Origin of the sequence: Acinetobacter sp. SwsAc2, from assembly GCF_013391465.1 — a bacterium.
Taxonomy (GTDB): Bacteria; Pseudomonadota; Gammaproteobacteria; order Pseudomonadales; family Moraxellaceae; genus Acinetobacter; species Acinetobacter johnsonii.
The window spans coordinates 18,163-41,796 of sequence record NZ_JACBEZ010000030.1; the positions used below are offsets into that span (position 1 = coordinate 18,163).

At 43.0% G+C, this 23,634-nt stretch carries 20 protein-coding genes; 7 read left to right on the forward strand and 13 right to left on the reverse strand.

Features of this window, described 5'->3' with window-relative positions; translation table 11 throughout:
- Positions 1-14: 14 nt before the first annotated feature.
- The 13 genes from hisS to HYI04_RS12900 all read right to left on the reverse strand — a co-directional run bounded on the left by hisS (position 15) and on the right by HYI04_RS12900 (position 12,621).
- The gene (gene hisS / locus HYI04_RS12840) at positions 15-1,310 is read right to left on the reverse strand and encodes a histidine--tRNA ligase (protein WP_178896228.1); all 1,296 of its coding nucleotides are present in this window, start codon (positions 1,308-1,310) and stop codon (positions 15-17) included.
- On the reverse strand, positions 1,307-2,422 hold the full coding sequence (gene ispG, locus HYI04_RS12845; protein WP_159153266.1) for a flavodoxin-dependent (E)-4-hydroxy-3-methylbut-2-enyl-diphosphate synthase: 1,116 nt from the start codon (positions 2,420-2,422) through the stop codon (positions 1,307-1,309). Before ispG ends, hisS begins: the two co-directional genes overlap by 4 nt.
- Positions 2,423-2,440: 18 nt before the next feature.
- Positions 2,441-3,217 carry a helix-turn-helix domain-containing protein gene (locus HYI04_RS12850; RefSeq protein WP_130235008.1) on the reverse strand — a complete coding sequence of 259 codons (777 nt, stop codon included), beginning with the start codon at positions 3,215-3,217 and terminating at the stop codon, positions 2,441-2,443.
- Positions 3,208-4,008: a type IV pilus biogenesis/stability protein PilW gene (gene pilW / locus HYI04_RS12855; RefSeq protein ID WP_159153267.1), complete on the reverse strand. Its 801-nt coding sequence runs from the start codon at positions 4,006-4,008 to the stop codon at positions 3,208-3,210. The genes HYI04_RS12850 and pilW overlap by 10 nt, the downstream gene beginning before the upstream one ends.
- 16 nt (positions 4,009-4,024) lie before the next feature.
- A complete protein-coding gene (gene rlmN, locus HYI04_RS12860) occupies positions 4,025-5,260 on the reverse strand; it encodes a 23S rRNA (adenine(2503)-C(2))-methyltransferase RlmN (protein ID WP_004697671.1) in 1,236 nt (411 codons plus the stop codon).
- Positions 5,261-5,382: 122 nt separating this feature from the next.
- Positions 5,383-5,814 carry a nucleoside-diphosphate kinase gene (ndk, locus tag HYI04_RS12865; protein WP_004983508.1) on the reverse strand — a complete coding sequence of 144 codons (432 nt, stop codon included), beginning with the start codon at positions 5,812-5,814 and terminating at the stop codon, positions 5,383-5,385.
- A 110-nt stretch (positions 5,815-5,924) separates the two neighbouring features.
- A complete protein-coding gene (iscX, locus tag HYI04_RS12870; protein WP_178896229.1) occupies positions 5,925-6,125 on the reverse strand; it encodes a Fe-S cluster assembly protein IscX in 201 nt (66 codons plus the stop codon).
- A gap of 90 nt (positions 6,126-6,215) precedes the next feature.
- On the reverse strand, positions 6,216-6,767 hold the full coding sequence (locus HYI04_RS12875; protein WP_004697666.1) for a phosphatase PAP2 family protein: 552 nt from the start codon (positions 6,765-6,767) through the stop codon (positions 6,216-6,218).
- A 192-nt stretch (positions 6,768-6,959) separates the two neighbouring features.
- Positions 6,960-8,240: a glycosyltransferase family 1 protein gene (locus tag HYI04_RS12880; protein WP_178896230.1), complete on the reverse strand. Its 1,281-nt coding sequence runs from the start codon at positions 8,238-8,240 to the stop codon at positions 6,960-6,962.
- A 104-nt stretch (positions 8,241-8,344) separates the two neighbouring features.
- Positions 8,345-9,184 (reverse strand): DUF2971 domain-containing protein, encoded by an 840-nt coding sequence (locus HYI04_RS12885; protein ID WP_178896231.1) that lies wholly within the window; start codon positions 9,182-9,184, stop codon positions 8,345-8,347.
- Between the two features lie 99 nt (positions 9,185-9,283).
- Positions 9,284-10,300, reverse strand: a complete 1,017-nt coding sequence (ilvC, locus tag HYI04_RS12890; protein WP_004983494.1) for a ketol-acid reductoisomerase — start codon at positions 10,298-10,300, stop codon at positions 9,284-9,286.
- Between the two features lie 105 nt (positions 10,301-10,405).
- Positions 10,406-10,897 carry an acetolactate synthase small subunit gene (gene ilvN, locus HYI04_RS12895; protein ID WP_004697653.1) on the reverse strand — a complete coding sequence of 164 codons (492 nt, stop codon included), beginning with the start codon at positions 10,895-10,897 and terminating at the stop codon, positions 10,406-10,408.
- Entirely contained in the window at positions 10,894-12,621 is a 1,728-nt protein-coding gene (locus tag HYI04_RS12900; protein ID WP_148825479.1) for an acetolactate synthase 3 large subunit, read from the reverse strand. The genes ilvN and HYI04_RS12900 overlap by 4 nt, the downstream gene beginning before the upstream one ends.
- Before the next feature lie 790 nt (positions 12,622-13,411).
- On the opposite strand from HYI04_RS12900, the gene HYI04_RS12905 reads away from it, so the two are divergent.
- From HYI04_RS12905 to HYI04_RS12935, 7 genes are all read left to right on the forward strand, one after another.
- Entirely contained in the window at positions 13,412-13,756 is a 345-nt protein-coding gene (locus tag HYI04_RS12905; protein WP_372239177.1) for a DUF4124 domain-containing protein, read from the forward strand.
- Between the two features lie 134 nt (positions 13,757-13,890).
- A complete protein-coding gene (leuS, locus tag HYI04_RS12910) occupies positions 13,891-16,512 on the forward strand; it encodes a leucine--tRNA ligase (protein WP_178896233.1) in 2,622 nt (873 codons plus the stop codon).
- 217 nt (positions 16,513-16,729) lie between these two features.
- Positions 16,730-17,239 (forward strand): LPS assembly lipoprotein LptE, encoded by a 510-nt coding sequence (gene lptE / locus HYI04_RS12915; protein WP_178896234.1) that lies wholly within the window; start codon positions 16,730-16,732, stop codon positions 17,237-17,239.
- Positions 17,240-17,251: 12 nt separating this feature from the next.
- Positions 17,252-18,241 (forward strand): DNA polymerase III subunit delta, encoded by a 990-nt coding sequence (holA, locus tag HYI04_RS12920; protein ID WP_004983481.1) that lies wholly within the window; start codon positions 17,252-17,254, stop codon positions 18,239-18,241.
- A 115-nt stretch (positions 18,242-18,356) separates the two neighbouring features.
- Entirely contained in the window at positions 18,357-19,691 is a 1,335-nt protein-coding gene (locus tag HYI04_RS12925) for a MacA family efflux pump subunit (protein ID WP_178896235.1), read from the forward strand.
- A 2-nt stretch (positions 19,692-19,693) separates the two neighbouring features.
- The gene (locus HYI04_RS12930) at positions 19,694-21,685 is read left to right on the forward strand and encodes a MacB family efflux pump subunit (RefSeq protein WP_078388513.1); all 1,992 of its coding nucleotides are present in this window, start codon (positions 19,694-19,696) and stop codon (positions 21,683-21,685) included.
- 9 nt (positions 21,686-21,694) lie between these two features.
- A complete protein-coding gene (locus HYI04_RS12935) occupies positions 21,695-23,104 on the forward strand; it encodes an efflux transporter outer membrane subunit (protein WP_178896236.1) in 1,410 nt (469 codons plus the stop codon).
- Positions 23,105-23,634: the final 530 nt, after the last annotated feature.

The window sequence follows — 23,634 nt, forward strand, 5'->3', positions numbered from 1 at the left end:
CCTTATATTTTGGCTTATTTTGAAGAAAATTTTTCAATCATAAATGGCACGATGTCATCCACCGCAACCAAAGTTTGTTCAGCTGTTGCCAACTCTTTTACGGCAAACTGTGCAGCTTCCACCTCGCGCTCACCCAAAATAAGGGCAAACAATGCGCCAGACTGATCCGCTTTTTTCATTTGCGACTTCATTGAACCATGTGAACCAACTTTCAAACGAAGCGTACTTGATGCAGCATCTAACTGGTTACGAATTTGTTCTGCAAGCACCAAAGCTTTGCCTTGAGAAGCAGGATCTGCCAATAAAAACATTTCGCAGTCACGTACAGGTGTAGCGTCTTCCACTTGTTCAAGCAACAACAATAAACGCTCCATACCCATCGCAAAGCCAACTGCAGGTACAGACTGATCGGCTTTGCCTTTAAGCTGACCCACTAAGCCATCATAACGACCGCCCGCACAGACTGTGCCTTGTGAACCTAAATGCGTGGTGGTCCACTCAAATACAGTTTTATTGTAATAATCTAAGCCACGCACCAGCTTTTGGTTAATCACGAAGCTCACACCTGCATCGGTTAAATACTGCTGCAAAGTGGCAAAGTGGTGTAGTGTCTCTTCCCCCATAAAGTCATGCAACTTCGGTGCATTTTCTAAAATGGCTTGGGTTTTTGCATCTTTAGAGTCAAGGATACGTAGTGGGTTGGTGGTTAAACGACGCTGTGAATCTTCATCTAAATCATTTTTATGTGATTCTAAGAACTCCACCAATGCCGCACGATAAGCTGCACGCTCATCAGACTCACCGAGAGTGTTCAACTCAAGTTGAACTTTATCTGCCACACCCATGCGTTTCCACAGACGTGCCGTCATCAAAATCAGCTCAGCATCCATATCTGGGGTTGCGACACCAAAGGTTTCCACGCCGAACTGGTGGAACTGACGATAACGACCCTTTTGCGGCTTTTCATAACGGAACATCGGCCCGATATACCAGACACGAGGCGTCGCACCTCGAAGCAAGTTATGCTCCAGCATGGCGCGTACACAGCCTGCTGTTCCTTCAGGACGCAAAGTCAAAGACTCAGGCGGATTACCTTTGTCCAAGAAGGTGTACATTTCTTTTTCAACGATATCCGTTGCATCACCAATTGAACGTTTGAACAAATTGGTTTGTTCAACAATAGGCAAACGAATTTGCTGGTAGCCATACGCATCCATCAATGATGCGAGATGCTGTTCAAGACGTCTCCACGCTGGTGTTTGCGTAGGAAGAATGTCATTAAAACCTTTGATTGCGACAATTGAACTCATGATGAACTACGGATGATCTCTTTAGATTTAGCTTCTTTAAGCTCTGAAACACGCTGACGAACCATCGTTTCGATTTCGTCAACCAACTGATTTGTGTCAATTAAATGGCTCTTTTCACCATTACGATACACCAGTGAGCGTGGACTTGCACCAACTACACCAATATCGGCTTCTTTGGCTTCACCCGGACCATTCACTTTACACCCAATCACCGACACATCCATTGGGGTACGAATATCTTCTAAACGCTCTTCTAAGGCTTGCATCACTGAAATCACGTTAAACTCTTGACGTGAACAGCTTGGACAAGCAATGAAGTTAATGCCATTTGAGCGAAGACTGAGTGATTTTAAAATATCAAAACCAATCTTAATCTCTTCTTCAGGTTCCGCTGCCAAGGAAATACGCATGGTGTCACCAATGCCATCCAACAACAAACCGCCCAATGCAATCGCAGACTTCACTGAACCCGTACGGTAAATTCCAGCTTCCGTCACACCCAGGTGTAACGGATTATCAATTTGCTGTGAAAGTAGGCGATAAGCATCCATGGTTAAAAACACATTGGATGCTTTCACTGAGACTTTGAATTCGTGGAAATCTAAACGATCTAGAATATCAATATGACGCATCGCCGACTCAAGCAATGCCTGACCTGTTGGCTCACCATATTTCTTTTGAATATCTTTTTCCAGTGAACCTGCATTCACCCCAATACGCATAGAAATATCGTTATGGCGCGCTGCAGCCACCACTTCACGGATTTTAGCTTCAGAGCCAATATTCCCTGGGTTAATTCGTAAACAATCCGCACCCAAGTCCGCAACACGCAGTGCAATCTTGTAGTCAAAATGAATATCTGCAACCAACGGCACCGATGAACGCTTACGAATTTCACCAAAAGCCTCTGCAGCTTCCATCGTCGGTACAGAAACACGCATGATGTCCGCACCTACATCTGCACAGCGCTGAATTTGCGCTAGCGTTGCTTCCACATCACAAGTTTCAGTATTGGTCATACTTTGAATGCTGATGGGTGCATCGCCACCGACATAGACTGAACCTACACGAATCTTGCGAGTAGGCTTGCGTTTAATTGGATTTACAATCATTGCTTTTCCTTGATCCCATTAACGTGACAAGCGGAAATCTGCTTTTCCACCGACGGTATATGGTGACAATGAAATACTTTCATTATTTAAGCTGAGTGACACAGCAGCGGCATCATCGATACGAATTTGAAAAGGTGTCTCGCCAGCAAGCTCAAGTGTAGAGGCTTGACGCCCTGTTGCCAGTACTTTGCCAGTTGAATCGACAATATGTACAGACGTAGGACGATTGAACTCAAGTTTCAACTGATCCCCTGTGGTTGCAGCAGCACCATTCATATTGATGATTTGTACATCAGATTCCATCTGCGGAGTCGCAGCCTCATCTGTACTGCCTGACCAATTTTGAATCATGCCGAACAACGCTGCCAAAATCGCAATTACAACAATCGCAATCAGTCCACGTTTCAACCATTTACGGTTACGGTCACGGTTAGAACCAGGTAATTTACCCATGATTTTAATCGGTGAATTATTCAATGCGTGATTTGGCAATAGCCCCGTATCATTGGCATAGATGTCATCAAAACGCTGAATAATCGTAGTAGCATCCACTTTTAGGAACTTCGCATAAGTACGATAGTAACCCTTAATGAAGGTCGCTTCTGGAAGTGCTGTATATTCGTCCTGCTCAAGTGCAGTTAAGGTCTTGAGTGGAATATTCAACTCTTTGGCAACGTCGCTTAATTCACGTTTTTGTGTAATACGAATTTGACGAAGATAATCACCCGGACGTTGGATATTTCCTAAAGCATTGCTAGAACCATTCGATTGTGGTGAATTAGGATTTACTTCCATACGGCCTCAGTAGTGTACTGTAATTGCAAATAACGTTTGTATTCTTGACTGTCTGGATACAATGCACGTAGCTGGTTGACCAGTACTTGCGAACCCATCGTGTCATGATTTGCTCGCGCAATTCGGATCCCAATCCAAAGCGCACGCGCATCTAAGTTTTTCTCGCCAACCGCTCGCACAAACTGTTCATAGTACTGCGCAGCTTCAGCATTTTGCTGACGTAAATATGAAATTTCCGCCATTTCGATCATGGCAAGATAGGCACCTGAGTTTACCTGTAGGGCTTGTTTAAAAGCAGCTTCTGCTTCCGCCACTCGACCTACTTGTAGATACGCACGACCTAAATTTTCCAATGCTCGATAACGTTGATCATACCCTAAAGTTGAACCTGCAACTTGAAGTTGATCAATCGCGTCATTATAACGCCCAATTTGATATAAATACGTACCGTAGTTGTTACGAGCCTGTGCATTTTTTGGCTCAGCCGCAATTGCATGCTTAAAATAACGCTCTGCCTTTTCCACATTTTGTGGACTGCCTTCACGCTGTAACAAAACGCCCATCATCATATTTGCAGATGCATCACGAGAGTCGATGTCTAATGCCTGATCCAATGTGCGTTTCGCAGCATCGTAATCATTCGACTTAATATATTCAGCCGCCAATTGCGTTCTAACTTGTACTGCTTTACTTGGGTCACCTTTCGTATTCACGGTTTGGCAACCCACCAAGTACCACACCGACACACCCAGTGTCAGCGCAAGGTAAAGTTTAGAAACGGGTTTTTTCAATTGGCATCCCCTTATATTATCCTTGTGAACGTAGAATCTCGTTTTTCTCTGCTACTTTCTTTTTCCACTGCTCAGCACGACGTGTTCGATCAGCCACTTGACCGACCAATTGTCCGCAGGCAGCATCAATATCATCACCACGCGTTTGACGAATCGTACACACAAATCCCGCATCAGACAAAGTTTTTTGGAAAGAAATAATGCGGTTGCGACTTGAACGACCATAAGGTGCATGTGGAAATGGATTAAATGGAATTAAATTAATTTTACTTGGTAAGTTCTTCAACAGTTTAATCATCTGCTGCGCATGCTCAGGATGATCATTCACCCCATCCAACATCACGTATTCAATCGTGACATGCTTACGTGCACTTTCATTACCGTCTTTGGCGATATAACGCTGACATGCTGCAATCAATTGTGCCAATGGATATTTTTTATTGATTGGAACCAATTCATTCCGCAGTTCGTCATTTGGCGCGTGTAGGGAGATTGCCAGTGCAACATCAATATCTTGTGCCAATTGATCAATTTTCGGCACCACACCTGAAGTCGATAAGGTCACACGGCGCTTAGACATGCCATAAGCAAAATCGTCTAGCATAATGCGCATTGAGCTCAATACGGCATCATAGTTCAGTAATGGCTCGCCCATCCCCATCATTACGACGTTGGTCACCGAGCGCTCACGCTCAGCTACAGGCACATCTTCCATATAAGAATAGTTTGCGACCCATAACTGACCAATAATTTCATCTGGGTTTAAATCGCGCTGAAAGCCTTGTTTACCGGTTGAACAGAATGAACAATCCAGTGCACAGCCCACTTGAGATGAAATACATAAAGTACGGCGCAAACCACTGCGATGCTCAGCAGGAATCAATACGGTTTCAACCAAAGAGCCTTCGCCCTCACCGACACGAAAGACCCACTTACGCGTACCATCTTTAGAATAATTTTTATGCACCACTTCTGGCGCTTTAATTTCACAAAGTTTTTCAAGTTTTTCACGTAACTTGCCTGAGATATTGGTCATCTCAGCAAAATCAGTCACAAAAAACTGATGAATCCATTTCATCACCTGTCCTGCGCGAAACTTTTTTTCTCCCATATCTTCGAAGAATTTTTCAAGCTGCGGACGTGACATGCCAAGTAAGTTCACTTTGGCAACAGAGTTTTGCTGTGCAGGAGCGGATGGAGATTGTTGCTGTTCAGCCGAAACTGTAGAGACAGCGACCACTTCAGTACTCATGTGTATTACCTAAACCATGTCTAACGATGAAAGGAGAAGCTCAATAAACGAGCAGAAATTTATTCAGGGAATAAAAAAACCAGATAAGTATAATAACACTTATCTGGTTTGAATACTTCGAATTAACGAGTACGTGGAGCAATCTCAGTTTGAGCGAAGAAGTAGTTAACTTCACGATCAGCAGATGCTACAGAGTCAGAACCGTGAGCAGCATTTTCGTCGATGCTTACAGCGAAGTCAGCGCGGATAGTACCTGGAGCAGCTTCTTTAGGGTTAGTTGCGCCAAGGATTTCGCGGTGAGCAAGAACTGCGTTTTCGCCTTCAAGAACTGAAACAACAACTGGACCAGAAGTCATGAACGCAACTAGGTCAGCAAAGAAACCACGTTCTTTGTGCTCTGCGTAGAAACCTTCAGCTTCAGTTTGAGTCAAGTGTTTCATTTTAGTTGCAACGATTTGAAGACCAGCTTTTTCAAAACGAGCAAAAATGTCACCGATGTGGTTTTTAGCAACTGCGTCTGGTTTTACGATAGATAAAGTACGTTCAATAGCCATGATTGGCTCCTTAAGTCAATGTAGACATGAAAATTTTGGCGCATTATACCGACATAATGCACAATTTTCTGCTTTTACTCTGTAAAAAGTTGCTTTTTTCGATGCACGGATTATCGCGCTTCGTCAATCCATGCCATTTGAATTGCTTCAAGCAAACCTTCCGTCGACTTGGTCGGATCATCACAAAAGTCTGGTAAGGCACACACCCAAGCATGTAAGTCTGTAAAGCGAATCCACTGCGGATCGACATCTGGATGAGCTTCATACAACTCAATAGCAATATCAATAGTGTCTGACCAACGTAAGCCCATGGTGGAGTCTCATCACAATGTAGAAGATGCTGTACTGTAGCAAACTCTGAAATTTAAGCGCTAGTTTGTTTGAGATAAAATTGGGCTTTTTTACAACACGATATTTAAAAATGGTGCACTACAAATTAAAGCGACAGCTACGACCGCACCTATAGCCGCTCCGACCAACACATCACTTGGATAATGCAGCCCTAAAATCATGCGTGATGCAGCAACCAGAACAGTAAAAGGCAACATAAGCACCAATAAAATTGGCTGTACAAAGCCCAATAACGTACTGACCATCACCGCATGTAAAGTATGACCAGAAGGAAAACTAAAATGGTCAAGCGGTCGCTCACCCATTCGAATCACTTGATGTACTTGATAAGGTCTTGGGCGAATAGTTTTGATTTTTAAAACTTTATAAATTAAAGTCCCGCACAATGAACCAAGAACCAAATACACGATTTGCAAACTGTAGACCAATCCTTGCAACAACCAAGTTAAAGCCAACATGGTGTACCAAAAGATACCATCTCCCAATCGACTGATCCGTTTAAAAAAATTGGCTACAGCATGCGAATGGGAAAAATGATTGAGATAGACACAGCCTTTTAAATCTAAATCTAATATTCTTATTTTTGCAGTTTTAAGATTCATACCACTTCTCCTTAACAACAATGTTGAAAGTTCAGCTGGAAAATCATTGTTATATGACGATTTAATTCATCAAAATCGCTTCTCGTTAAGCTCATATTAAAGGGTGTTTTTGACAGTTTAATGATTTAAATTAAAACCCATCAAAATTACCCAACTCATCTTTATCACTGACACTTTTAAAACAGCTATTGGTTAAAGTGCTACCTTAATATTTGCCGCGTGATATAAGGCTTGCTCAAACTGTTTTACAGGATACTGCCAGCCTACACTTTCAATATCTTGACGCGCTTGAGTTCCCATACATCTAAGCACCTTTTGCTCTGGCAACTGAATAATAGTTTGCATAAAGTGTGCCACTTGTCCAAAAGGACTCAACCACCCTGTTATACCTTGCTTGATATAACGCTGCGGACTCGCATAGTTATAGGCCACCACAGGTAAGCCACTGGCCATGGCTTCGAGTACCACATTACCAAAAGTCTCTATTTGACTAGCAAAAACAAAAGCATCTGCACTAGCGTAGGCTTGGGCGAGTGACTGCCCTGTTAAGCTTCCCGTAAAAATAACATCTGAGCCATTTGCTATCTCGGTTAAGCGCTTACGATCTGGCCCATCCCCCACAATCACCATTTTCAACTTGCGCGATTGCTGCTTCTTGATATTCAAATAACTTTGAATGAGCACATCGACTTCTTTTTCTGGAGATAAACGTCCCACATATAACAGCACCGTAGTATTTGCATCTGCTTGCCAACGCTGACGCAATTGTTCTGAGCGATGCTCTGGATGGAAGCGAGTTGTATCGACCCCTCGTCCAACCTCAACCAAAGGACAAGTCACTCCAAAGGCCTGCAGTTGATTTAACGTCGTTTGACTCGGCACACAGGTGAGCACCGTATGGTTATGAAACCAACGAAGGTAACTTTCAATCGGTTTGACCAGCAAAGCCAAATCAAAGAAGCGACTAAAATCATGAAAAGTTGAATGAAAGCCACTTGATACTGGAATTTGATATGCTTGAGCTGCATACAGTGCAGTCAGCCCTAGAGGACCTTCCGTCACAATATGGACCACATCTGGTGCGAAGCGCTCAATCGCTTTGCTGACTTTAACATACTGTGGCATACCAAATTGCATGTCAGCATATTTAGGAATGCTCTTTGCCCAGACCAAACACTCCTGCTCTGCCTGAAAGTCGGTACATATGGTTTTTTGTATTGGGCGGATGAGCTGAATACGATGCCCCAGTTTCTGCAAACCTTTACATAGTTGTAATAAAGAGTTCGCAACACCATTGATTTCTGGTGACCATGTTTCCGTCACGATGGTTATTTTTAACCGCGGGCGAACCAGATCTTTTAAAACACTTATTTCTTCTATGCTGTTTTTGTTTTGGTGTAATTTAAAATAAAACTTAAAACTATCTGGAAAATCTTGTTGTTTTAGCAGGCCCGCAGTGGATATGTAAGACATATGACACCTATTGCTTGATTTTCCCTTAGCATAGATGTCGAGTTTGACAGTTTGATGATAAATTCATGACAGATTTAATATAGGCCACCAGCATATTTTAAAAATTATCTAGTCATCTCTTTTCTTTTCAGCGCCCAATCTTGGTTATCCCTTTCAATTCGATAAACTGGCAAGTTCATCAAACCAATCCATGCAAATAATTTTTCCAACCGCTCCACTTTTTCAGGGTTAAACTGCTGTGTCTCTCGTTCTTGTAAGCGCTTTAATTCCTGATAGGTAGATAAACCTAAGGTCACATCTACAAATGCTTCTTTCGGAATTTTGGTGGTATATATTGGTCTAGTAAGAAGCTCCACCCGATGCCAAAGTTGACCATTCAACTCAAACTCCCTTTGAGTTGAATAATGATATCCGATATTCGCTGATGAGATATTTTTAACAATTCGAACTTCTTCCTCATATGTCCATTCTTGCATTTTATAAAGGAAACCATGCTTCAGAAGATTTTCATTCACTTGCCAATTTAATAAGCTCGAATTACCTATTGAAAGTAAATTATCAATATTGGCTGCATTAACACCTTTAGGAACTGTTTTCAAATATCTAACTTCGCCCTTCTGGGCTGGAATTACATATTGATCAATATTTTCAGAGCCTGCTTTTTCAGTATCAATACCTATGACCATTCCTTTGTAGCTATCAGCATAATGCGACCACATCAGTGGATTCAAAGCCGTTCTAGTTAGACTCAAAATACAATATTTTCTCGAAAAGCGATTGCGGAATGCATTGATTGCAACTGACAAGGAAACATCTAAATCATAAAGCCCTAAACCAGTTCCTTCAAATGGATCATTAAAGTCCTCTAAATGAGAAAACCCCAAAGTACTTGTTTCTAAAATCTTGAATCCAGCTTCAAAACTGACATAGTTATATAAAATCATTGTTCTTATCTTTATCTACAATCTTGTTCGCTTGAATCTAAGGTACGAAAAAAAAGGGAAAGCATTGCTTTCCCTTTTTTAAAGGCACGTAACGTAACCTTAGTTCTTTTCTTTATCGACGATCTTGTTTGCTTGAATCCAAGGCATCATCGCGCGTAACTTACCACCTGTTACTTCAATACCATGCGCTGCGTTTTGACGACGACGTGCAGTCATTGATGGGTAGTTCAACGCACCTTCGTTAATAAACATCTTCGCGTATTCACCAGATTGAATACGTTTAAGTGCATTACGCATCGCTTCACGAGACTGTTCGTTGATGACTTCAACGCCAGTTACGTATTCACCATATTCAGCGTTGTTAGACACTGAATAGTTCATGTCCGCGATACCACCTTCAAACATCAAGTCAACGATTAACTTAAGTTCGTGTAAGCATTCGAAGTAAGCCATTTCAGGTGCATAACCTGCTTCTACCAAAGTTTCGAAGCCCATTTTCACAAGTTCTACTGCACCGCCACAAAGAACTGCTTGCTCACCGAACAAGTCAGTTTCAGTTTCTTCACGGAAAGAAGTTTCGATGATACCTGTACGACCACCACCTACACCAGAAGCATAAGAAAGTGCTAAGTTACGTGCATTACCAGACGCATCTTGATGAATCGCGATTAAGTCAGGAACACCCGAACCACGTTGGTATTCAGAACGTACAGTATGGCCTGGTGCTTTTGGTGCAACCATGATTACATCAAGATCAGCACGTGGAACCACTTGGTTATAAAGAACAGAGAAACCATGAGCAAATGCTAATGTTGCACCTTCTTTGATGTTTGGCTCAATCACGTCACGATAAAGCTGTGATTGGAACTCATCTGGAGTCAAGATCATGACAACGTCAGCTTGAGCAACTGCAGCAGGAACTTCAGCAACTTTAAGACCTGAATTTTCAGCTTTTTTCCAAGAAGTAGAACCAGCACGTAGACCTACAGTTACGTCTACACCAGAATCTTTAAGGTTAAGCGCGTGTGCGTGACCTTGTGAACCGTAACCAATGATCGCTACTTTCTTAGATTGGATGATAGATAAGTCGCAGTCTTTATCGTAAAAAATTTGCATTGCTGTCTCCGCTAAAATGCTTGGTATTCTGTAATTCCATCAAGGGGTTTATTGTTTGATGAAATCCCCCTCTTTCTCAAAAGGAGGTTGAATCGTGTTAATGAATTAAATGGTTAAAACTTTTTCGCCACGCGCGATGCCTGAAACACCTGAGCGTACAACTTCAAGGATGGTGTTTTCTGCGAGTGCATCAATAAAACCATCAATTTTTTCAGTCGTACCCGCGATTTGAATGGTGTAAGTCGTTGGGGTGACATCAACAATTTGCGCACGGAAAATGTCCGCAGTTCGTTTGATTTCAGCACGTGCCGAGCCAAGTGATTTGACTTTAATCAACATCAACTCACGCTCAATGTGCGCACCTTCAGACAGATCAACCACTTTCACCACTTCAACCAATTTGTTGAGCTGTTTGGTGATTTGTTCAATTTTATGGTCATCGCCATAAGTCGTTAATGTCAAACGAGATAAGGTTGGATCTTCGGTTGGTGCAACATTTAAAGTCTCAATGTTATAACCACGTTGAGAAAATAAACCCACCAAACGAGAAAGCGCACCAGCTTCGTTTTCTACAAGTACAGAGATAATGTGTCTCATGACGTGCGCTCCCCTTTACCTAACCACATATCTTGCATTGACTGACCTGCAATAAGCATTGGATAAACATGCTCTGTACGGTCAACCATCACATTAATAAATACACATTTATCATTGATCGCCATTGCTTCAGCAAGCTTCGACTCTAGCTCATCCGCATGGTCAATTTGAATGCCAACATGACCATATGCTTCCATCAATTTAGGGAAGTCAGGCAATGAATCGATATAAGAACTTGAGTGACGTCCTTCATAGTTCATATCTTGCCACTGCTTCACCATCCCTAGAGCTTGGTTATTCAAGCAGAGGATTTTTACGTTTAGGCCATATTGCTTACACGTCGAAAGCTCTTGGATACACATCTGAATCGATGCTTCACCTGTGATACACACCACTTGTTGGTCAGGGAAAGCCAATTTCGCCGCCATCGCATAGGGTAAACCAACACCCATGGTGCCTAGGCCACCTGAGTTAATCCATTGGCGTGGACGTTTATACTTATAATAGTTCGCACCAAACATTTGATGCTGACCTACGTCAGAAGTAATGATCGCATCACCATTGGTGATTTTATCCAACGCTTCCACCACTTGTTGTGGTTTCATTACGCCATTTGCACCAGACTCATAACGCATGCCATGAACTTTACGCCATTCATTGATTTGCGCCCACCAAGCAGCGATATCTTCAGGATTTGGTTTAGACACATTCATTTGTTTCAACTGTGTCAACATTTCCTGAAGAACAGGTTCTACCGCACCCACGATCGGGATATGCGCCATGATGGTTTTTGAAATCGTCGCAGGGTCGATATCAATATGAATCACTTTGGCATTTGGACAGAATTTTGCTGGATTATTGGTCACACGGTCATCGAAACGCGCACCGATACACAAAATCACATCAGCATTGTGCATGGTCATATTGGCTTCATAGGTACCATGCATACCCAACATGCCAATAAACTGCGGATCATTGCCTGGAAATGCACCAAGCCCCATCAAGGTATTGGTGACTGGGAAGCCCAAAATGTGCGCCAGTTCAGTTAACTGTGCAGAAGCATTCCCCTGAACCACGCCACCGCCTGAATAAATCACAGGACGTTTAGCATGAATCAGCTCTTCAATCGCTTTACGAATTTGACCTGAGTGACCACGATGCGGCGGTTGATACGAACGCATCTTCACTTTTTCTGGGTATTCGTAAGCAAATTTCTCAGCAGGATTGGTTGCATCTTTTGGAATATCGACCACAACTGGACCCGGACGACCAGAAGCTGCAATATAAAATGCCTTCTTAATAATCGAAGGAATTTCGCTGGCATGGCGCACTTGGAAACTATGTTTTACGATCGGACGAGAAATACCGACCATATCTGTTTCTTGAAATGCATCTTCACCAATTAAATGTGACGCAACCTGACCTGACAAAATCACCATTGGGATTGAGTCCATATAAGCCGTTGCAATTGGAGTCACAGTATTGGTTGCACCCGGACCTGAAGTCACGAGGACCACACCCGTCTTACCTGTTACGCGTGAGTAAGCATCTGCCATATGACCAGCAGCTTGTTCATGGCGCACGAGGTAATGATTGATTTTGTCTTGTTGAAAGAACGCGTCGTAGATATGTAAAACTGCGCCGCCTGGATATCCAAATACATGTTCAACGCCTTCGTCCGCCAATGCGCGAACGAGCATTTCACCACCAGATAAAAGTTCCAACGTGATTCACCCTAATCTTTATCACTGCAATGGTGGAAGGCACCAGCAGTGTTTCATTCATTGATTGTCTGCACTGTTATAGCACACATATTTCTTAGTTTTCATAGCAATAGGAAAAAATTCTGATCTGTATGCTGTTTGAGCAATATGAGATCTAAAACGTGTTGGGATAAACACATTTTTTTACTTTGTTCACGGTCTCGGCTAGAAAGCGTGTCCATTGCATGAAATGACACTTTATCGAAGGGTGATCGAGTAAAGGCATATAAAACTAAAGACAGCATTTTTAGGAGTTTCGTGACTAAAGTCAAGTTTAAAAATTAGCTTTTTTTTATTTATTTACAGAGCGTTTATTTTTTATTCATCACGGACAAAGAAAACTGAGTCGCTTTTTCTCGGTTTTTTAGTGCAAAAACAAATAGATTTCTATTTCACTGAATTTATTAATAAAAAAACATAATAAAACCCATAAATAAGTTTAATAAGATATTCATCCAAATTTAAATCCAACATCTATCTCAGATTTTTTCAGTTTGAAATTTAGATCAGCATTTATACATCAGGTTTTAGCACAACCTTCTTATTTTCATACTGTGTCATAGCGCATATTTCACACTTTAAACTGAGGATTTGACCTGCAAAATATTTCAAAAAACTCAGATGAAAAACGCATCAAACACTGCTTATTGTTCTAAAATTGGCATAAAATACCGACAACGATAAACCCGATAAAATCCAATGACTCCGGATATAAAAAGGACAATGGTAGATGAGTATTCAGTTTGCAAAAATGGCAGTATGTTTGGTGGGGATGGGGCTTGCAATGGGCAGTACACAAAGCTTTGCCAAGACGTATTATAAGTGGGTTGATAGCCAAGGCTCGACACATTACACCACTACACCTCCACCCAAAACAGCAAAGAAAAAAGGCAAAGTCGATACCTATGGTTGGAAAAATTCGCCACAAGCTGCGTCATCGGAATCACCTCCAGCTGCCAATATGCCAAATACCGTACCAGCTCCCTCCAATGCTGTACCAAGCGCTGCCCCAGCACCAGCGGTTGAGTTAGAAAATCAACGACGTGAAGCGAATGAAGCACTTCAACAAGGCCAACAAGTCCGCCCTGCGGTTTAATCATTCCGTACGGTTCCAGATTTATTTTCAGCTTGTTTAATTTCCTGCACAAAACATAGCGCAAAATTCACTTTTAGGTGCATTTTGCGCTATGCTGTGCAACAAACTTTTTAACCATTGTTCTACATACGTATATGACTACTCACATTGACCCTGAATATCAAGCGAGCGCGATTGAACCTACCGTCCAACAAGACTGGGAAGCTCGTAAAGCCTTTAAAGTTGCCGACTCTGTAGAAGGTCCACGTCGTTATATCCTCTCGATGTTCCCTTATCCAAGTGGCAAACTGCATATGGGTCATGTGCGTAACTACACTATTGGTGATGTCATCAGCCGTTTCCACCGTCTCAAAGGGGAAACCGTCCTGCAACCGATGGGTTGGGATGCTTTTGGTTTACCTGCTGAAAATGCGGCGATTGCACACCAAGTTGCACCTGCAAAATGGACCTTTGAAAACATCGCATATATGCGTGACCAATTAAAAAAATTAGGTCTTTCAGTCGATTGGGATCGTGAATTTGCAACGTGCACCCCTGAATACTACCGCTGGGAACAGTGGTTGTTCGTGCAACTTTATAAAAAAGGCCTTATTTACCGTAAACTATCAACAGTAAACTGGGATCCTGTGGATCAGACGGTACTGGCCAATGAACAAGTTGAAAATGGTCGTGGCTGGCGTTCAGGTGCATTGGTTGAAAAACGTGATATTCCAATGTATTACTTCCGCATTACCGACTATGCGCAAGAATTATTAGACGATTTAGATACCTTAAAAGATGGTTGGCCACAACAAGTCTTGACCATGCAACGTAACTGGATTGGTCGTTCACAAGGGATGGATATCACCTTCCCTTCAGCGAATCCTGAAATTTACGCAGACGGCCTTACTGTATTCACCACACGTGCTGACACCTTAATGGGTGTGACTTATGTTGCAGTTGCAGCAGAACATCCAATGGCGCTGAAAGCTGCGGAAAATAATGCTGAACTTAAAGCATTTATTGAAGAATGCCGTATGGGTTCTGTGGCTGAAGCTGACCTTGCCACTGCTGAAAAGAAAGGCATGGCAACAGGTCTGTCTGTGAAGCATCCTGTCACTGGCGAAGACATTCCTGTTTGGATTGCCAACTACGTGTTGATGTCTTATGGCTCTGGCGCAGTGATGGCTGTACCTGCACACGACGAACGTGATTTTGAATTTGCCAATAAATACGGCTTAACCATTAAACAAGTGATTGATGCTCAAGGTGCAGACGATGCAGACTTTGATACGGCACAATGGCAAGAATGGTACGGCTCTAAAGAAGGTACATTGGTCAATTCTGCTGAATTTGACGGTTTAGACTTCCAAGCTGCTTATGATGCGTTCCTTGCGAAATTAGAACCAACAACTCTTGCAAGTACGAAAGTTCAGTTCCGTTTACGTGACTGGGGTGTATCGCGTCAACGTTATTGGGGCTGTCCAATTCCAATGATCAACTGTGAAAAATGTGGTCAGGTTCCGGTACCTGAAGAGCAACTTCCAGTGGTCTTACCAACTGATGTCGTACCTGATGGCTCGGGTAACCCATTGAACAAGATGCCTGAGTTCTATCAAACCACTTGCCCAAGCTGTGGTGGCGACGCACGTCGTGAAACCGATACTTTAGATACCTTTGTAGAGTCATCTTGGTACTATGCACGTTATGCATCTCCTGATTTTACTGATGGTTTAGTTAAACCTGAAGCTGCTCAAACATGGCTTCCAGTAAATCAATACATCGGTGGTGTTGAACACGCGATTCTGCACTTACTTTATGCACGCTTCTTCCACAAATTGATGCGTGATGAAGGTGTAGTACAAGGTAATGAACCATTTACCAACCTGTTAACTCAAGGTATGGTTTTGGCAGACACTTATTACCGTGAAGCTGAAACAGGCAAGAAAACTTGGTTTAACCCTGCGGATATCGACCTCGAACGTGATGAAAAAGGGCGTATTCTGTCTGCGAAATACCAAGGTGATGGTCAGGACGTGATTGTTGGCGGCCAAGAGAAAATGTCGAAATCGAAAAATAATGGTATCGACCCACAAGCTATTATTGATCAGTACGGTGCAGATACGGCACGTGTGTTCATGATGTTTGCAGCTCCACCAGATCAATCACTTGAATGGTCTGATGCAGGTGTGGAAGGCGCAAACCGTTTCTTGAAACGTGTATGGCGTTTGGTTGCCAGCTTCCTTGAAAAAGGTAATGCAGCCTCTGCAATTGATACTGCTCAACTGTCTACAGAAGCACAAGACTTACGTCGTAAAACGCATGAAACCATTCAAAAAGTGGGTGATGACATCGAACGCCGCCATGCCTTTAACACGGCTATTGCAGCAATGATGGAACTGTTAAATGCGAACAATAAGTTTGAAGCGAAAAATGATAATGATGTTGCGGTTGCTCGTGAATCGATTACAACGCTTTTAACTTTACTTGCGCCATTTGCACCACATTTAAGCCAGACTTTATTGGCTGAATTTGGACTGGACTTAACCAGTGTATTGTTCCCGACTGTAGACGAATCTGCACTCACACGTAATACGCAAACGATTGTGGTTCAAGTGAATGGTAAACTGCGTGGCAAACTAGAAGTGTCTGTCGATACATCTAAAGATGAATTGCGTGCACTGGCTAAAGCATTGCCAGAAGTTCAACAATTCTTGACAGGTCCAACCAAGAAAGAAATTGTGGTGCCAAATAAATTAGTGAATTTGGTGGTTTAAGGCCTTTGAGCCTCCCTTTTATAAAGGGAGGTTTGGTGGGATTTTATTAGAAAATCTCCCTTGCGAAGCATTGCTTCTCACCTCTTTCAAAAAGAGCGGGAAACGAAAAGGAATAAACAATTCCCAAACAAAGCCCGTTGCTAGTCAACGGGCTTTGCACATACAATCACGACATATTATTTTTCTTTTATCAAAAAGAGCAAACAGAGGACAACACATGCATTTAGGCAAACGTTTGGCAGCTATTGTTTTAACTTGTGGCCTAAGTGCTGGCTTGGTCGGGTGTGGCTTTCATTTAAAAGGCACCAATCCAAGCGCAACACCGATTGCTTATTCAAAAATGAATTTGGTGCTTCCGAAAAACACCGATGAACTGCATGAAAAATTGGCAATTTATTTGGGTGCGTCGGGTGTACAGTTGAGCAATGGTTCAGATGCCTATGTGCTTCGCGTGCTAGATTATAAACCGCAGCGTTTAGAGTTGAACGGTAAACTGATTGAAGTATTACTACGCCTCAATGTCACCTTCCGTATTGAAGACGCACAAGGCCGTCCAATCACTGAACCACGCACCGTAGTTGCAACGCGTAGTTATCAATACAACGTTGAAACCGTCAATACCGATGACCAAGAGAAAAACTATTTGAATCAAGTCATCGTGGATGATGTCGCGCAGCAAATTGTGCGTCAGATTTCATCGAACCGTCTACCACCTGCACAGCAGTAAGGTTTATTAACAATGAAACTTGACTATTTGCAAGCCTTAAAACGTGTCGATGAAGCTCGCGGCGCGTGGATTATGCAAGGTCAAGAACCATTGCTTGAGCAAAATTTACTGGATGCCTTTCGAGCAAGTTGGCAAAAGCAAGAGATTGAACGACAACGGCATGACATCAACAATGTCAATGACTGGAAAAATGTCTTTAATGCACTCAACAGCTTGTCCTTATTTTCAAGTCAGCTTGCCATTGAAGTTCATGGCAATATTAAGCCCGATGCTAACGCTTTAAAGTTGCTAAAAAGCTATATCCAAAGCAATGAACAGAACTTGCTTTTGGTGGTGATGCCAAAACAGGACAGCGCTAGCCTAAAAACGGGCTTTTTTCAAACGGTTGAAGCCAATGGTGTGCATGTTGCCCTGACCGCGAATTATCCGCGTGACCGTCAGCAGATTTTAAGCATTGAAGCAGATAAGCTTGGGGTTAAACTGAGTCAGGATGCATGGCAGTGGTTAGAACAACACCATGAACACAACTTACTCGCAGCTAAAAATAGCTTAATGCGTGTCAGCGACACCTTTGCCGAGGTTGAGCTGATTCAGATTGATCATTTACATGCCTGCTTACAAGATCAGTCCCGCTATAGTACTTTCGATTTAAGTGATGCTCTACTCGAAGGCAATCTGGCGCAATCGATTAAAATTTACCAATACCTGATTGCCTCAGGTGAACCCCTCAGTTTGATTTTATGGAGCATCAGCAAAGAAATGCGTTTACTCATGCAACTGTTTGAGCAACCGCAAAATGCACTACAACTGGGGATTTGGAAGAATAAAGTCAGCGTCTATCAACACGCCTTACGTCGACTGAACCCGCAGTGCTTTTTAACGTGGCCCAGTCTCCTGCTTCGCATTGATGCTTCGATTAAAGGTTTGGGGCATGAAAATGCTGAACATGTCGTGATGCAAGCCATTGCAACGCTGTGTGGAAAGTCACTCTTTCCCGCTTAAATTACCGCAACGAGTCTTTTTAAAATAATAATCATTTCTATTTGTTCAAAAAATTCACGATTTATCCGTATTTCGCTTTTATACTATCTGCAATTCTGTTTACTCCCTGATTCCAATGCAAAAAATAAAAGCTGTCAAAATGGTTATCGCGGTACTGTGTATTGCCGTACTTGCTTATGTCGCGTGGACATATTTCAAACCAAAACAAGAACAACCACAATATATTAGCGAATCGGTCACTCGTGGTGATCTTGAAAATACGGTATTGGCGACAGGTACTTTAGATGCAACCAAACTGGTGAGTGTCGGCGCACAGGTCTCAGGTCAAGTACAGAAAATGTATGTGCAACTGGGCGATGAAGTTAAACAAGGTCAATTGATTGCGCAAATTGATTCAACCACCCAAGAAAATAGCTTCAAAACAGCAGAAGCCAACATTAAAAATTTGCAAGCGCAGCGCCTACAACAAGAAGCTAGCTTAAACGAAGCGCAACTGGCATATAAACGTCAACAGCAAATGTATGCGCAAGATGCCACATCAAAAGCAGAATTAGAATCGGCTGAGGCCAGCTATAAAACAGCGCAAGCACAGATTAAAGCGATTGATGCACAGATTGAATCTGCAAAGGTGACTAAGTCGACCGCACAAACCAATATCGGTTATACCCGCATTGTGGCACCGACTGATGGTACTGTGGTGGCGATCGTGACTGAGGAAGGTCAAACGGTAAACGCCAATCAAAGTGCGCCGACCATTGTTAAAATTGCAAAATTGCAAAACATGACCATTAAGGCGCAGGTCAGTGAAGCGGACATTATGAAAGTTGAAAAAGGCCAACAGGTGTATTTCACCACTTTAGGTGATGACAGCAAGCGTTATGCTAGCCTACGTCAAGTTGAGCCCGCGCCAGACTCGATTACCGATGAAAGTACCACCAGTACATCAACCAGCACTGCAATTTACTACAATGCGCTGTTTGATGTACCCAACCATGACGGCAAGCTACGTATTGATATGACTGCACAAGTCTACATCGTGCTCGATTCTGCAAAAAATGCGTTATTAGTCCCTTCTTCTGCAATTTCCACTCGTCCAGCAAATGCAAAGCGTAACAGTGATTCAAATACGCAAGCTGCGTCATCGACACAAAGCAAATCGGACTCAGACCGTCCACAAGGTCCACGTCTTGAACGTCTGAATTTAAATGCAGCACAACAACAATTGGTTAAAGAAGGCAAAGCTACGCTGAGCGTAGTTCGTGTCTTACAAGCGGACGGCTCAGCTCAACCCAAACAAATTTTGGTGGGTATCAATAACCGCGTCAATGCACAAGTGCTTGCAGGCTTAAAAGAAGGCGATCAAGTGGTGATTGCAGACAGTTCGGAGAATACTGCCGCTTCTGCCAATAGCAGCAATCGCCGTCGTAACAGTCCACCAATGGGAATGTAAGCATGACCAAAAAAGCCTTGCTTGAAGTCAGCAATTTGGTGCGAGAGTTTCCAGCTGGCGAAAGTACTGTCCAAATTCTCAAAGGCATTGATCTGACCATTTACGAAGGTGAATTGGTTGCCATTGTCGGCCAGTCAGGTTCAGGTAAATCGACCCTGATGAATATTTTGGGTTGTCTCGACCGCCCAACCTCAGGAAGTTATCAGGTCAATGGTCGCGAAACTGGTAAACTCGAACCGGATCAATTGGCCGAATTACGTCGTGAGTATTTTGGTTTTATTTTCCAGCGTTACCACCTTTTAGGCGACTTAACCGCAGAAGGTAATGTTGAAGTCCCTGCGGTTTATGCAGGTGCAACACCGTATGCACGTAAACAACGTGCCACTGCTTTACTGACAGAATTGGGACTGGGCAATAAAACTCAAAACCGTCCAAGTCAACTTTCTGGGGGGCAGCAACAACGTGTCTCCATTGCACGTGCGTTGATGAATGGCGGTGATGTCATTCTCGCTGACGAACCGACAGGTGCCCTAGACTCGCATAGTGGCGTGGAAGTGATGCGTATTTTGCGTGAGCTGAATGCCGCGGGTCATACCATTATTTTGGTCACCCACGATATGCAAGTGGCGAAAAATGCCTCGCGGATTATCGAGATCAGCGATGGGCAAATCATTGCAGACCGTGTCAATCAACCTGAGCATGACACTGAACTACACAGCGACCCTGATGCAGAAACTGCGATTTCTGCCCAGCAAGAAAAAAATAAAAGTGTTTCCGCATGGCGTTCCCTGCTCGACCGTTTAGGTGAAGCCTTCCGTATGGCACTTTTGTCCATGAATGCACACCGCATGCGAACCTTTTTGACCATGCTCGGCATTATTATCGGGATTGCCTCCGTCGTGACAGTGGTGGCTTTAGGAAATGGGTCACAACAGCAGATTTTAAGTAACATCAGTAGTTTAGGTACAAACACCATTACGGTGTTCCAAGGGCGCGGTTTTGGTGATAACTCCAAAACGGCCAACTTTAAAACTCTTGTTCCTGCCGATGCTGAAGCGCTCGCCACCCAACCGTATGTGAGTGCGGTCAGTCCCATGGTGAGTTCATCTAAAACCATTCGCTATCAACAAAGTGAAGCCAATGCCACCATTAATGGTGTCGGTGGCGATTATTTCACAGTGAAAGGCCTAACCTTCAAAAATGGACAAACCTTTGACCAGCGGAGCGTCCGTGACCGCACCCAAGACGTGGTCATTGACACCAATACACAAAAACAGTTTTTTAGTGATGGTAGCAATCCAATTGGGCAAGTCGTACTTTTGGGCAGTGTTCCTGCACGCATTATTGGTGTCGTCGAACCGCAAACCAGTGCCATGGGTTCCGATGATACGTTGAATGTATATATGCCCTACACCACGGTCATGAGTCGTATGCTCGGTCAAAGTAATGTGCGTAATATCGTGGTGCAAATCAACGATAAGTACTCCACCAGCGCGGCTGAAAACGCAATTGTGAACTTACTCACCTTGCGTCATGGTCAACAAGATGTGTTCACCATGAACAGTGACAGTATTCGCCAAACCATTGAAAAGACCACCAGTACCATGACTCTGCTGGTTTCCGCAATTGCCGTGATTTCTTTGGTGGTGGGCGGTATTGGTGTAATGAACATTATGTTGGTTTCAGTGACCGAACGGACGCAAGAAATTGGGGTTCGGATGGCAGTGGGTGCGCGTCAAAGTGATATTTTGCAGCAGTTCCTGATTGAAGCCATTTTAGTCTGCCTGATTGGTGGGGTGTTAGGCGTGTTGCTCTCGCTGGGTCTAGGACAAATCATTCAAAAATTTGCTGGGGGTAATTTTGGGGTTGCTTACTCAACCACGTCTATTATCGCCGCATTTGTATGCTCGACTTTAATTGGTGTGGTGTTTGGTTTCTTGCCTGCAAAAAATGCAGCCAAACTCGACCCTGTTGCAGCACTTGCCAGAGAATAAGGAAAAAATATGCCTTTTTTATTAACGCGCCTTTGTACCGCGATGCTGCTTGGCAGCACGTTGGTTGGCTGTGCAGCTGTGGTTAAAACACCTTATCAAGCACCAGCAGTACAGACGCCGACTCAGTTTCAATACGACAAAGCAACCTCACAACAACGCCAACAAGCCCTGTATGCCGATCAATGGTGGACGTTATTTGGCGATGCACAGCTCAATCAACTGGTCGATGCCGTGCTAGCAAAAAATGCCGATTTGGCCGTTGCAGGGATGACCTTAAAACAAGCGCGCTTACAAGCAGAACTCGCCGAGAATCAACAAAAGCCACGGGTGAACTCTACGGTGTCTACAGGCCATCAGTTTGACTTAAACTCAGGCAATGACAGCTCAAGTGGTCTGTCTTTGGGTGCTGGCTTAAGTTATGAAGTCGATTTATTTGGTAAATTGGCCCGTCAAACTGAAGCAAAGAGATGGGAAGCACTAGCGACTGAGCAAGATTTACAAGCCACTGCTCAAAGCTTAATTGGCACCACCGCGAAGCTATATTGGCAGTTGGCCTATTATAATGAAAGTCGTACAACGGCTGAGCAAAGCCTTGCCACCTCACAAAAACTGTATGACTTGGTTAAAGTTCAGTATCAAGCTGGGGCTGTATCAGGACTGGACTTAACTCAAGCTGAACAGTCAGTACAAAGTCAAAAAGCCAGTCTGAGTCAAATTCAGCAAAGTTTGGTCGAGACCCGTACCGCAATTGCCGTGTTACTGCATATGCCTGTACAGCAGTTGAGTATTGATGAACCACAGCGTTTACCACGCTTAGCTTTACCAAATATCGCAGCGGGCTTACCAGCGGACATTTTGTCGCGCCGTCCAGACTTAAAAGCGGCTGAACTACGTTTACGTGAGAGTTTAGCCACCAAAGATGCCACCACGGCGAGCTATTATCCTTCGATCAGTTTGACTGGGAATCTTGGTTCAAGCAGCACCTCACTAACGCAATTGCTCAAGAACCCAGCTCTAACCTTAGGCGCAAGTTTAAGTCTGCCGTTCTTGCAATATAACGACATGAAACGTGACCTTGCGATTAGTCAATTGGACTATGAAAAAGCCATCGTGCAATATCGTCAAACCTTGTACCAAGCCTTTGCCGATGTGGAAAATGCATTGTCAGCACGAACTGAACTCAGTCAACAAGTACAATTGCAACAGCGAAATTTGGAACTTGCTGAAAAAGTGGAACGCTTGACCCAAGTGCGTTATCGCTATGGTGCTGTGGCTTTAAAAACCTTGTTGGATCAACAAGAAACCACGCGTACTGCGCGCTTAACGTTGGTCAATACCAAACAAAGCCAATACAACGCTTATGTCACGCTAATGCAAGCTTTGGGCGGAAGTCCTGTAAAAGAACTAGCAAAACAATAGTCCGAGCACTATTGCTTTATTCTCTTATTCTTTCACCAGATCTGGATTATTCTGGATCTGGTGAATACGTTTAATATTGTCTTGATCATCAAAAACAACTTCATACGAAAGTTGCTGACCATTAAAATAAATCTCAGATAAACTAATAATATAACTAATCAAGAAACTGAGTATCAGATTGAAATTAGAAACTGTTGTATTTCACATATTTTATGTTTTGACGTAAATATTACTGGTTCATATGCTGATAAAAAATAATTTTAAGATCAATTGGTTATATGGTGATGTACTATATAACAGTAATTACATACTTAAGGGATCGATAGCAGAAATTTTGTGTTTATCTAGCCTAGGTGTAACTTTATCTGAAGAAATGAAAAATGCTATTTTAGGTTGTTATCCAGGCAGAGTAAAACTTGAAGTGCGACATAAACCACCTAATTAATTTAAAGGGTTTATGGAGTATATAAAATTGTCATACCATCATCTTAACTTTGAAGATCGTACTGCATTAATGCTTGAGTCAAGAA